The 12,981-nt window shown below is 47.5% G+C and carries 11 protein-coding genes; 1 reads left to right on the top strand and 10 read right to left on the bottom strand.

The features are described 5' to 3' along the window. Positions 1 to 292: 292 nt before the first annotated feature. Positions 293 to 475 (top strand): hypothetical protein, encoded by a 183-nt coding sequence (locus tag NIES2104_RS16050; RefSeq protein ID WP_058999302.1) that lies wholly within the window; start codon positions 293 to 295, stop codon positions 473 to 475. Positions 476 to 742: 267 nt separating this feature from the next. Here NIES2104_RS16050 and NIES2104_RS16045 read toward each other — a convergent pair whose 3' ends face one another. From NIES2104_RS16045 to NIES2104_RS16000, 10 genes are all read right to left on the bottom strand, one after another. Continuing rightward, positions 743 to 1,528, bottom strand: a complete 786-nt coding sequence (locus NIES2104_RS16045) for a WecB/TagA/CpsF family glycosyltransferase (RefSeq protein WP_058999301.1) — start codon at positions 1,526 to 1,528, stop codon at positions 743 to 745. Positions 1,529 to 1,905: 377 nt separating this feature from the next. Further along, positions 1,906 to 2,886: a polysaccharide deacetylase family protein gene (locus NIES2104_RS16040; RefSeq protein WP_058999300.1), complete on the bottom strand. Its 981-nt coding sequence runs from the start codon at positions 2,884 to 2,886 to the stop codon at positions 1,906 to 1,908. Between the two features lie 8 nt (positions 2,887 to 2,894). Then, positions 2,895 to 4,208: an NAD(P)/FAD-dependent oxidoreductase gene (locus NIES2104_RS16035; protein ID WP_058999299.1), complete on the bottom strand. Its 1,314-nt coding sequence runs from the start codon at positions 4,206 to 4,208 to the stop codon at positions 2,895 to 2,897. Positions 4,209 to 4,229: 21 nt separating this feature from the next. Then, entirely contained in the window at positions 4,230 to 5,222 is a 993-nt protein-coding gene (locus NIES2104_RS16030; RefSeq protein WP_058999298.1) for a bifunctional 2-polyprenyl-6-hydroxyphenol methylase/3-demethylubiquinol 3-O-methyltransferase UbiG, read from the bottom strand. Positions 5,223 to 5,225: 3 nt separating this feature from the next. Continuing rightward, entirely contained in the window at positions 5,226 to 7,109 is a 1,884-nt protein-coding gene (locus NIES2104_RS16025) for a YfhO family protein (protein WP_058999297.1), read from the bottom strand. Beyond that, positions 7,106 to 8,164 carry a hypothetical protein gene (locus tag NIES2104_RS16020; protein ID WP_058999296.1) on the bottom strand — a complete coding sequence of 353 codons (1,059 nt, stop codon included), beginning with the start codon at positions 8,162 to 8,164 and terminating at the stop codon, positions 7,106 to 7,108. Before NIES2104_RS16020 ends, NIES2104_RS16025 begins: the two co-directional genes overlap by 4 nt. Continuing rightward, the gene (locus NIES2104_RS16015) at positions 8,161 to 9,519 is read right to left on the bottom strand and encodes an NAD(P)/FAD-dependent oxidoreductase (protein WP_072218079.1); all 1,359 of its coding nucleotides are present in this window, start codon (positions 9,517 to 9,519) and stop codon (positions 8,161 to 8,163) included. The genes NIES2104_RS16020 and NIES2104_RS16015 overlap by 4 nt, the downstream gene beginning before the upstream one ends. Before the next feature lie 247 nt (positions 9,520 to 9,766). Then, a complete protein-coding gene (locus tag NIES2104_RS16010) occupies positions 9,767 to 10,405 on the bottom strand; it encodes an acyltransferase (RefSeq protein ID WP_058999295.1) in 639 nt (212 codons plus the stop codon). A 3-nt stretch (positions 10,406 to 10,408) separates the two neighbouring features. Then, the gene (locus NIES2104_RS16005; protein ID WP_263970974.1) at positions 10,409 to 11,464 is read right to left on the bottom strand and encodes a Gfo/Idh/MocA family protein; all 1,056 of its coding nucleotides are present in this window, start codon (positions 11,462 to 11,464) and stop codon (positions 10,409 to 10,411) included. 281 nt (positions 11,465 to 11,745) lie between these two features. Next, positions 11,746 to 12,963 carry a DegT/DnrJ/EryC1/StrS aminotransferase family protein gene (locus NIES2104_RS16000; RefSeq protein ID WP_058999293.1) on the bottom strand — a complete coding sequence of 406 codons (1,218 nt, stop codon included), beginning with the start codon at positions 12,961 to 12,963 and terminating at the stop codon, positions 11,746 to 11,748. Positions 12,964 to 12,981: the final 18 nt, after the last annotated feature.

Here is a 12,981-nt window from a genome sequence, read left to right as displayed (position 1 = left end):
GTGGAATAACGCGGAAAATTTGCGTTTACCCTTCATGTTTATCATAACTATCTTGTCAGAGCAATACTTTGGTCTGTGAAATCGCGATTCACTGGACATCTCTTTAAATCAACCAAAATTTTATGAAGTTGAACGAGTCACGAGATTACCCCAAGCCGCAATTGCTACAAGGCTTCGCTAACAACACGATTGAGTCATGTTCAAGTAATCTTCTGCTGCAAAATGCTTCCTTTTGTTTTGATTTATTGATCTTCATCCAGAGATGCACCGGAGTGGGATCAGGTCAGTATTGTTGGAAAGTGCGATCGAGCAAGTTTTCGATCGGCACGATGAGTGTCCAGGCTACCTCGCAACTGCGATCGCGAATCGGGATGCCATTTTAGTCGATCGAGCGGAGAACGTGAGAGTGAACGATAATAATGTCCCTTCGTGGCAAGTTCGGCTGCATGATGGAGTGATTGCTTACAACAATTAGCTTTTTGGGAATTAGCTTTTTGGGGTAGAGTTGCTTGCTGTTGAATGGCTCAGGATTGCCCTCATCCCAGCTTATTTTACGCCTTTCCGCTTCGGTCACTCCCGCCCCGGAATAGAATTCGGGGCTAACAGTGCGAAGTCAGTTGAAACTGACTGAAGGCGATCGACATTGCTTTTAAGTCCCCTTCAGTGGACTTCGTTTGATTAGCCCCGAATTCCGTTCCGGGGCGGGCAAGCAACGCAGCGAAAAAGCTCCAAGGCACGCCTCCTAACCTTCACCCTTCATTGGAATATCCTGTGAAGGACTCAGCAACTGTTTGATTGCTAACCACACAAAAATAGGAATCGTATCTAAGTAGCGACCCCACAAGCGGCGCGGTTCTTGCAGCAATCGATACAGCCATTCCAAGCCAATCGATCGCATCATTCGAGGCGCACGTTTATGAACTCCAGCAAAAACCGGAAACGCGCCACCTAATCCAACCATCACAGCTTGAATGCGATCGCGATGTTGAGCAATCCAAGTTTCCTGCTTCGGACAGCCCAATGCGACAAGAACAAGTCCAGCTCTACTCGCATTCACTCTTTGAACTAACGCTTCATCCTCGTCAGGGGTGAGCGGACGAAAGGGAAGCGGCTCAATTCCAGCAATTTTTAGATTCGGGAACTCGCGAGATAGTCTTTGCTTCATGCGATTTAAGATGTCATCGTGACACCCTAAAAAGAAGATGCTGACATCTTGCTCAGGTGCTCTAGTACAAAGCTCAACTAAAATATCCATCCCAGCAATGCGGTCTTGGTTCGACACTCCCAAACAACGGAGCATCCAGACTAAAGGCATGCCATCAGGAGTCACTAGATCGGACTGCCGGAGAACTGTAGCAAACCCCGAATTCCGGTAAGCCTCAACGAGCATATGAACATTGGCAACACAGACCGATCGACTAAGATGCTGCTTTGCCCAAGTCAACATCAGCGAAATTTGATCATCAAACGGCATTGCCGTGACGGGACAGCCGATCACTCGCCGGATCGGAGGAGATTCATTCTGCATGATTTCTGAGTATCTTTCAGTGTCTGAATTTGCTTGGTATCAGCACGATCGCGCTTTACTCTGAGGCGGATTGTTCAGCGCAGTCAATGCAAGTGAACAACACCGCTGCAAGCAGCGCTATGACATGGGTGATGAACCACGCGAACAATCGCGCAGACCCTGGATGATTGTTCTGGCTCCGTTGATTCAGAGAAAATATAAAAGCCTAGAAGCGTTCTGGTGTGAACGGTGCAGCCAAATCAGAAACAGAAATCAGAGTGAAACTTCTACTCATTACCAATGCAGCATAATTAAGCCTTGAATGCTGCATTTTCCCTACTCATTAATGAAGGTAACACAATCGTTATTATCGGAAACATTTATGTCCGAAAAAACAATTAAAGTGCGATCGAGCTAGGGTGCATCAGCGGCATCTTATCGACTCGTGCCACTTGATGAGCGTGTTGAGAAATCGTGAGCACTGTATAGTTATCGGTCAGCACAGAAATGATCTTGCTCATCATCGCTACTTTCTTGTAGCTCGGTTGGTTCATCGCAGGGAAGAAAGCAAGTTCTGGCAAGTCGTCGCAGCCCATAAAATCTAAGGGATGCAGCAAGATCGAGGGTTGAACTCGGAACAAGCGACAAAGCGCGATCGCACTTCGGAAATAGAGCATTGCCAACATTGGCGAGAACACACCCAGATAGAGAATGTAGCTCGCGTGAATGGGCACTTTGAATAGGGGCATCGTTGTGACTGGCAGTTCAACCAAGTTACCGGAATCTAAGCGCAATCGATACGGTTTTAGGGGACGAAACCCATCTTGAAAGCGTCCGAAAAGCTGTTTACGCTGTTCGAGTTCTTCTTTGCTGAGCTTACTAGTCATGAAGTAGTAAGCACGAGCCAGCGGACCTAAAAAGGTTGGAAAAGTGGACGCATCGCAGAGATAACCGCGACGGGCAAGCACTTTAAGAACCGTCCGGGACAAGCTAAATCCAGGACCTCGGAAACAAACGGGTCTTGCTCCGGTTGCTTTTTCGATGTATTTTTCTGCGATCGCTAACTCAGTATCAATCTCTTCCTCGCTGTACAAATGTAGCCAAGGTTCATGCAGGAAAGAATGATTCCCCACTTCATGTCCTGCGTCAGCGATCGGTTTGAGAGCAGCTTGGTTTTTTTCTAATGCGGCATCTTGTCCAACAATGAAAAAGGTGATTTTAAGATCGCGTTCTTTTAGAAAGTTCAACACACGCGGAATCAGAACATTGAGATAAGACGGGAACTCTTCCCAGCCTTCGTCTCCGTGAGTTTTCATGTATGACCATTGATTGTCGAGATCGAGCGACAAACTTGCGATCGGTTTTCTGCGTTGTTTCATGATGATTGTTAGTTGAGAGTAGCAGCAAGGTGACGCATTTTTGCCGTAGTACGCCAGTAGATGTCTTCCATCAGCAAGTGAGCGAATTCACCGTTTCGCCCGATGCTGTGTAGCCCTGCAATTCCGGTAGAATGTGCTAATCGCTGACGGTGATCTTCGTAATCGTTTAAGAACACCGGATAAGCGATCGGCGTTTTCAAAACCCGACAGCCGAAATAGCGACGACGTGCATCGGGAATGAGTTCGACAATGTGTTCTAGACATCGCTCTCCGAGTTCTTCATCAGACATTTGCCAAATCTTGTCACCGACTTCACAACCAATGTCCGCTGTGATCAATGTTTTGCCTTCTGGAGCTAACCAGGGCATCGATAACGGCGTTTCTGTCAGCCGGAAAAAGAGAAAGTGCTGTTCTGGTGTCCAAACTACAGTGTCAGAGAGTAAGCCACGTCCTTCAAAGCGTAAATTGACAAACACCATCGGACGATAACGGAACTGTGATAGAGGTTTGACTGCATCCGACCCTTGAACGAGCTTGGCAAGAATGTGACAGGGAGCGGTGCTAATGACTGCGGATGCAGGTTGTTCTTGACCGTTGACTCGAACGGCTACGGCTCGATCGTTTTCGGTGAGAATCGCTTCTACAGGTGAATTAAGCTCGATACAACCTTCGAGATCTTCTGCCAATTTGCGACAGAGCAATCCTAAACCACCTTTCGGATAGACATGCCAAACGTGGGGATTTTCGGGCATATCATGGCTATATCCATTCGTGACGGCTCGATGAGTGAAACGGCTGACTAATTTGTGCACAACCGTTTGAGCAATTCCTGCTTGCAGCTTGTCTCCGACTGAGGGAGCTAAATCTTCAGCTTTCGCCCCTGACCAAGCTTCGGTGATGGGGATCGCGACTTCATTGGCTAACGCATTCCCGTACTGAGCACGATACCATTCTGCGGCGGATTTGGGCTTGTGTTTGCGAAGACGGCTCGAAATGCCGCTGGTGACATAGCGCGGAACTTGCAACAGACCAAAAGGATAAGTGTAGTTCTTACCGCGAAGTAACACGGATTCGCCATAGTAGCGGACATCTCGACAGAGGGCACCAACGCCGATCGCGGCTGCGAGTCGGTTGGTGACAAAGTGTGCACCAAAGTCATACGTAAAGCCATCTGGGTCGTGAAAGCTTCCTGCTAAACCAGCAATTTGCTTTCCAGCTTCGTACAGTTTGACGGGGACTCCTTGCTGTCTGAGTGACCAAGCTGCGGTAAGACCCGCTAAGCCTGCTCCCACGATCGCGACGGGTTTTGATTCGTTATTCATAAGTTCGAGGCGTGTAAGGCTTTATAAAGGGCGTTTTAGAACGGCTCTCATTAGGGCACCGTGTCCCAAGGCTTGATGTACCATGTCGAACAGAGTGAACACACCGAGCGAGAGTGTCGATCGCAGACTAAATTGCTCAATGAACCATTTCGGTGCTTTCCAATCGACGAGCGCATTCCGAATCGAATACACCCAGTTCACTGGAGAAACGATCGTGCTCAGTTGCTCAACTTCCAAATCAGTCTTTTGAGCTAACAGTCTGAGATTGTTCGGATTGAATAAATTCCAATGTCGCGGAAAGTGGTAGCCGCCCCAGTGACGCGCTTTAGATAGTTTGAAATCCAGCGTATCGGTGTTATCGGTCACAATCACAATTCGACCGCCTGGTTTTAGCAGCGATCGTACTGCGTTGAGTACTTCGGCAGGATGATCGACGTGCTCGATCGTGGCAATCATAAACGCCAGATCGTAGCTGGCTTTCGGCAAATTTAATTCCTGAACAATGCCTTGATGAATTTCTAAACCGTCATTCATTGCGGCTTTCACAGCGAGATCGCTTGGCTCTACGCCTTCAAGCTGCCAGGTCGGTTTTCCAAAGTCGCGCAACAATCGCAGGTGAAAACCATCACCACACCCAACATCAATAATTCGTGCATCTGCTCCTAGACCTTTACAGGCAGACAACAAGCGTTTGGCTTCTAATCGTTGGCGCACCCGGTAAACAAATCCGAAACGCTCCGCAGAAAATTCGTAAGCATGATAGTCACGCGGATAAATGCGATCGAGGTCTAAAATCTCCGGACGCGGATTGAGATAAACCAATCCACAACCCCGACATTGCACCGCTAAGAACGTGTCTGGACTAGTGCGATACTCAAAATCTTCACCGACTGCGATCGCGCTTGCGTCATCCACCTCACAAACGCAGCATCTAACTCGCGTCATTTTCAGCGGGGCAGTTCCATCTGGGCGACAGGGCGCACCATAAGGCAAGGAATCAGAAAGATTGTTCATAAGCTATCGAACGGATGTGAATGAACGAATTGGAACAGGTTTCAATAGTGAAGATTGAGAACGCCGCCAGAATAGCAGCACAGACAGTAGAACACTGGAGATCGCACTGAGCCAAATGCCGATTTGTTCTTGAGGTAAAGGTTTTAATTCAACGGCGATCGACAAATTCCCCGCTGGTACTTTGACCTGTAGCAATCCTTCAGGAGAAGCTTGAACGGGAAGCGTCGTCTGTTCTACAGTTGCTGTCCAACCCGGATAGTAGAACTGTTTTAGGGTTAGCCATTGTTCTGTGCTGAGATTGGTTTGTAAACCGAGATTTCGGGGTTGCCACTGTGTGATTTTGACTTGATCCTGAGCTTCGATCGTGTAGTTATTCCCAAATTTTTGATTGCTCAATGTTTTCAGGGCTTCAGTCGTATAGAGCGCAGGAGGAATCCATTTCGGGCGATGTAAAACAGCATCTCGTTTAATTTCAAGTTCAGCATTGAGGTCGGGAATGGGATACAAGCTTCGCTTCATCACTAACCCGCTCGATAGCATGAGCGCGATCGCGAGTAAAAGACTAATCGTAATCACTCGATGATCAGTGAGCCGAACTGAGTATAAAACAAATGAGAACGCGATCGCGAGTCCGACGACTATGAAAGTTAGCCAAGCTTTCTCAGATACTGTCCAAGTGAGCCAAGCTCCTCGAATTGGCAGTGTGAGTAACACAGCTAACCCAGTTCCCACTACAAGCAAAACACTAAGCTTCAGGATAGTTTTTTGAGGAAATCGAATCGGTTTTACGGCGAAAGCAATCAACGCTGTGAGGGCGATCGTCAAAACCAAGTTAAATCGTGAAGGAAGCTCGATCGTTTGGAGTGGGCGAAGAATCTGCCAAATCGGATTGCTAATCGAGAACATCATTGCCCCCGCAGAAAGCGCAATCACAATCCAAAATAAACTCGATTTTGCCGTTCGCCGTCCAATCACATAGCTCAGAACTGCGAGAACGATCGTGAGCACTGTAGAAATTTCAAGAAAAGCAAGATAAGTTCCGAGGTTCTTACGAAACACACCGGAAAATAGAAAGTTATCTTCGTAGTGAAAGAATTCGTACTGGGTTGGATCAGCTTTGAGCACAATAAATTCTTTCGTGGTCATCGCCGGAAACCAATAGACCGCAGCAAGTCCAACTGCAAGCATAAACGCCAAACTGTAAGCGATCGCATTTCTCCATCGCTGTTTTGTATCTGAGAACCACAGAACATAGAGAAATGGAACAGGCGTGAAAATCAGGAAGCTCGGAAGATGCGTCATGATCAGGAAAGTTTGCGCGATCGCAATTCCCACAACGGCTTTTTTCCGACCTTCCACCAATCGCTGAGCAAAGTACAGAATCAGCGGAAACCAAACAAAGCTCCAGAACTCCGCATAAGCAAATCGAGCATAAAGATCGATCGCTAAGTGATACGGTGCAACTAGGTAAAACAGTGAGCCGATCAATGCCGCAGTTGGCGAAACCAGCGATCGTAACCACAGATAAGCGGTGATCCCTGAAGCCATTAATGCCAGCGCTGCCCCAAAACTTAGTTGATGCCAGTCGTATGGATCAGCCATCCACACCAACGGACGCATCAAACTTGTGAAATAGTAAGGCATAGAACTATAGAAAAAGAAGGTCGGGCTTCCCATACCCGCATTCAAATTCAACAGCCAGCGCGGATAAAGCTCACCTGCCCAGAACTGATCTGAAAACTGTTTTGCCCAGCGCAAATGGTAATTCGGTAAATCGTGAGCATCATAAATGCCATACGCAAAAATCGGGATCATCACCAGCAAGGCAACAATCGCGATCGCGAACAGATGAACGTGAGTAATCGATTTTGATGAGCGTGTGATCATAGCAATTTTCCTGAGTTCATCTGCTGCCAAAATCTGAGCCAGCCTCGTTTCACGCTTGGACTGAGCCAGGTGAGCGTCTCGATCGAGTCTTGTCGGAAGCACTGAAAATCAGCCTGATAAGAACGATGATTCGAGATTTTTAAGGCTTGCAGGGCGTTGCTTGCCCAAGCATTCGCGTATCCAATATCTTTTGCGGCATAAAACAAGGCACTTCGGTAGGAAAGGAGAGCGCGACGATAGTTATTGTTCCAATGTTTGAAATAAGACAACGTTGTGAAGATACGATCGCATGTTCTAACTTTTGGATAAATACTTTGAAACGGTGGAATCTGGGCTAAAAGTCGTTCTGCTTGATTGTGCTCTAATGCTTTTGCAATCTGTACCCGAATAAAGTCTTTTTGCGCTCCCCAGTAATGTTCGATTACGTCTGGACAAGTCGAAATCGTTGTTTCCTGCGCGAGTGCTGCTCCGACTGCGAACTGTTCAACATTGAACACCGGAGAGATGTTGTACAAGCGATCGAGAATTTCAAACGCATCTTTAAGCAAAGTCCAATTGGCTGGATCAAGCCCGATTACACCAGAGTTATACATCGGAGATCCGGGCGTAACGCCATGAGTATTATGCTCAAGAATGTTTTTCCATCCGGGTTCTGGCGATTCGCTCAAGGTTGATTCGTACTGGTGCATCAGCGATCGAACAGGAGAAATGCGATCGAATAGTTTCGCTGGATGATCCGTGAAAAAAGTATCTGTATCGAGCAAAATCACTGGACATTGATAATGATCGATCGCTTTGAGCAACGCGCCAATTTTGCCACGAAAAAAGTAAGTACGATCATGTGTCCAGCTTGCAAACTCTTCAGGAGAAAAAACCAGTCTCTCGATCTGGACTGCTACATCATCAGAATCACAAATCAATCGAATTACAATATCATCCTGATTTTGAAGAAACCGCATCGCGGATAGAACACTAAATTCAAGCTCTTGTAGATATTCTCGATCGTTGCCGTACAGAAAATAGGCTAAGACTTTCATGGGCTTTTTCTCGGTCACGCATTGACCAGATTCGAGTGTCGCGATCGCGTCGATAGTTCTGCTGCTGCTCGTTCTGCCAGTAGCACCGTTTCATTCACGTTCAAGGTTCCATTCAGAATGTGAGCCGAATTGATGATATGCACTCCTGAAAGCGAAGTGTGCATCGGTGGCAACTTTTCCGAATAGTTCAAGGTTGAGATTGCAAACACTTGCCGAACTCGCGACACTCGGAACGCTAGAACATTATTGCGATCGAAGTTCGGATACATTAAGACGAGTGTTTGGATGAACTCTTCTTTGATCTGCTCATCAGACATTTCAAAAGCAGGATCAGTTGTGGAAACATACTTCGGAAGATAAACGAGCGATCGCTGATCAAACTCCGATTTATCCACTAAAGCGGACATTTCAATCACACCCGTAAACGGAATCCAGGAATCAGTAATGTTCGTCACATAGTAGTTTGCTAAAGGTTTTTTCAGCAGCAATGAAGCACAAATGATGCCTTGATACTCGATGTCACGATGTCGATCGTATTCCGATTGAGTCAACCCTTGACAGACTTGAGCCGCGATCGAGGATGCCATTGTCAGCACCGCTTGATCAAAGTATTCGGTGTGTCCGTTCGTAAACTCAAGCTTTACCTTGCCGTTTCTTTGAATCACTTGGCTTACTCTGTGTCCGACCTTCATCTCGACCTGGTGTTCAGACAGTACCTCAACAAACCGAGCTAACAATCGAGCATAGCCCCCAGGTAGATAACCGAACATTTCTTTTTTCAAACCCGTTCGCCGCGCCGCATACATTCGCGCAATGATTGCCCAAATGAATGAAGCCGAAGCAATTTGATAGTTCTCACCAAGCTTCGATCGCAGTAATGGCAGCCAAATTTTTTCAAATGTGCGATCGCCCGATAGCCTTCTCAACCAAGTAGACACCGGAATCTGTTCAAGCTTCTTCCAGTTCTTAACTTTCGAGGCGTACCAAATCGTAAACCCCAATCTCAGCTTATCAATCAATCCCAAAGCTGGAAAACTGAGAAACTCCAATGTGTTTGACATGGAATACAGTTTGCCATCGGTGAAGAAACCCGTTTTCGTCTCAACCCACTTCATCTCCTGCTCTAAACCGAGTTCGGTCAGCAGCGATCGCATATGAGTATCAGACAGCAAAGTCACATGATAGTGCCGATCCCAGAGAATGTTTCCCAGTCTCCAAGCACTCGCAAGCCCACCAAATTGATGTGCACTTTCAAACAAGGTGACAGAATGACCTTGCTGAGCCAGTCGGAGTGCTAACGTCATTCCAAGAATTCCGCCGCCAACAATGGCATATCGTTGAGTTGATCCTGCTGCGAAGCGTTTTACTGACATAAAGAACTAACGGGAAGATAGGTGAGTGAATGAGACTAGGGTGTTAGAGCTTCGCGCTTCGTTGCAGTCCCGCCCCGGAATAGAATTCGGGGCTAATGGTGCGAAGTCCGTTTTAACGGACTGAGGAGATTGCAATTGGCTTTTAGTCCCCTTCAGTGGACTTCGTTCTGTTAGCCCGAATTCCATTCCGGGGGCGGGTGAACAACACAGTGAAAAGCCTTTAGAACACACCCCAGATAAAAGAGCATTACGGCGGAGTTAATTCTGTAACAACCCCTTCGCGAACGGTGTACTGTAAGCCGCAAGCAGGACAATCGAGATCAGCACTAAAGCTTTTCACGTCAGCCGGAAATCGAGTCAGCAACTGACCACAACGACACACACAGCCCACAGATTTTGCAGGATGCCCGATCGCTAAATGAAAGTCCGGAATCGATTTCGTTACCAGCGATCCCATTCCGATCATCGCAAACCGCCCGATCGCTAAATCATTTCCGATCGTGCAATTTGCTCCGATCGTTGCTCCTTCTCGAACGAGAGTCGGTAAGGTATGTTCATCGGGATCAGAAGGGCGCAACTGTTTAAGATCAACAGTCGTGGCTCTCGGAAAACGATCGTTAGTAAACACCGTTCCCGCACTGATCATGACCCCATCTTCGATCGTGACCGCATTGCAGATGTACACAAACGCATTGATCTTGACGCGATCGCCAATCTGAACCCCATAAGCAACATACGTCTTTTCGCCGATGATGCACTCTTCACCGATACGAGTCCCAAATCGAATGTGCACATTGTCCCAAATCGAAGTGCGATCACCGATCAACACATCCGATTCAATGATTGCAGTCGGATGAACCTTGATCTGATTCACAGGTAAATTCATGACTTACTTTCTAGTGGTGGCAAAAGCGCGATCGCCATTTGTCGGTGAAGTTGCAAATCCAAGCAGTGTCAGCGATTCGTAAGATACATCTGTCCACTGCGTTCGATTCATCGACTTGTAAGCTGCTTCGATCACTTCCACTGATGCAATGCTGTCTTGAGGCGTGATCAAGAGAATTTCTTGTCCTAAGATTGCTTTTGAAAAGTTCTCGATCTGACTCGTAAAAGCTTGAACTTTATTGTAGCCGTTTCCGAACTTGATCCATTCGGGACTAGAAGACTGGCGATACTTCGACTCTTTCCAGCCGATCGAGATCGTCCCCTGTGAGCCATAGATCCGAATGTAGCTATCTAGCTCTTTATTGATGCTCCAGGACAGATCCACGTTACCAACCACACCACTAGCACTCTTGGCAAAGATTCGGACAGTATCTTCGACCGCCAAGCTTTGAATCCGTTTGCCTTCGATCACTTGAACTTCAGCGAGTGAACCGAGGAAGTAGCGCATAATGTCGATCGAGTGTGTTCCGTTATCAATTAACACACCACCACCACTAATCGCAGGGTTCGAGTTCCACCGAGAAGCCATGTCTACCCGTGAAGTAAACGCATTCTCAAACAAAACAATCTCACCGAGAATGCCAGACATGACTAAGCTTTTCGCCCGAATCACATCTTCGACATAGCGGAATTTAGAAGCCATTGTCAGGATCACACCGTGTTTGGCAGCGGTTTCTACCATCTCGATCGCGCTTTTCACATCGACGCTCAACGGTTTTTCACACAGCACATTCACGCGCCGCTCTAAGAAATAAACCGCGATGTCTCGATGTGTCACCGGAGGCGTACAAACAATCACCGCATCCAACTCAATGCTTTCAGCCATTGTCTGATAGCTGTTGAAGCTCTGACAGTTCAATCTCTCCGCCAACGCTTGCGCCGCCTCGATCCGAACATCAACCACTGCAACCAATTCCGCCGTCTGGCATTGTTCAAATGCCTGCGCGTATGACTGAGCAATTCCACCTGCTCCAATCAATCCAAACTTAAGCTTGTTCATCATTGCCACCTATTTCACAGCTAAAAAAATCTTCTTGCTCCCCCTGGGGAGAGGGGTCGGGGGTGAGGGTCTTAGAGGGTGTTTGAAAAGTATAAAAAGTTTCTTCGCTTCGATTGCCTCCCGCCCTGAAATAAATTTCGGGCTAACCGTGGAAAGTCTACTGAAGTAGACTAGGAGCTATTTTCAAGTTCTTAGTCCATTTCAATGGACTTGCGCCGATTAGCCCGAAATTCATTTCAGGGCGGGACGTTGCAACGAACGACAACTTGTCAAACATCCTCTTACACCAACGCTTCCCGAATCGCATTTGCAATGTAATCGATGTGCTCATCCGTGTACGCTTCATTCCAAGGCAGCACCAACACCGCCTCCAATCCCGCAAACGTTCCCGGAAATTTCGAGGGCGTGTAATCTACCGCTTCAGGACGCGCCAGCGTAAACGGAAAACGAGAATTGCCAAACGTCCGCTGCTGCTCAAAAATCATGCACTGAAATGCAGGCTTCTGAATGTAGCGCGGAGCCGAAAAAATGCCTCTCTCCTTCAGCTTCTTCGCCAGTCCCACCGCACCATCGAGCACGATCGAGCTATCCACCCGCAAACAATACTTCCAGTACACGTGCGTATTGCGATCGTCATGATACGGAGTCTCAATTCCTGCAATTCCTTGCAGCTTCTGAGTCATCTTTTTCGCTGCGAGCCGACGATGTTCCACACAGCCCCACAGCTTCGACAATTGCGCGACTGCAACCGCTCCTTGAAGCTCACACATCCGCCCATTCAATGCAATAAAATAGTGATCTGGGTTCGGATCGCCATAGCCAAATGCTTTATTGATAAACAAGAACATCCGACGCGCCAAAGCTTCATCGTTCGTCGTAACAATGCCACCTTCACCCGTCGTGATGTGCTTTCCCTGCTGCAAACTAAAGCATCCGACTGATCCGATCGTGCCCACAGGCTGATCTGCGTGAGTGGCTAAAAACGCCTGAGCACAATCCTCAATCACCGGAATACCACGAGCATTTGCTAGTTCCATGATTGCGGTCATGTCACAAGGATTACCGAACAAGTGCGTCACAATGATGGCTTTTGTACGATCGCTAATACATTTCTCGATCGTTTCTGCGGTGACGTTCCAAGTTTTCGGATCGACATCAGCAAACACCGGAATTGCACCTTGGTACAGGATTGGAGTCAGTGCGCCCATGTCCGTGATTGAAGTCGTGATAATTTCATCACCGGGTTCAGGATCGATTGCCGCGATCGCAGTATGAACGGCTCCTGATCCCGAAGAGCACGCATACGCATACTTCACACCGAGCATTTCTGCAAAGCGCTGCTCCAAAGTTTTCACAAACGTTCCTTTGGTGCTGGTTAATGTTCCGCTCCGAATCGCTTCTGCAACCAATGCGATTTCTTCTTCGCCGAGCGTCCGACCGCTTGCATTTTGATCCGAAGGTAACTCTAACCGAACTGTTTGTCTGGGTGCTTGTACCATGATTTTCTCCTAACACTG

Origin of the sequence: Leptolyngbya sp. NIES-2104, from assembly GCF_001485215.1 — a bacterium.
GTDB lineage: Bacteria > Cyanobacteriota > Cyanobacteriia > Leptolyngbyales > Leptolyngbyaceae > Leptolyngbya.
Note: the sequence above shows the minus strand (reverse complement) of the source record. Positions and strands in the feature narration are given on the sequence as shown.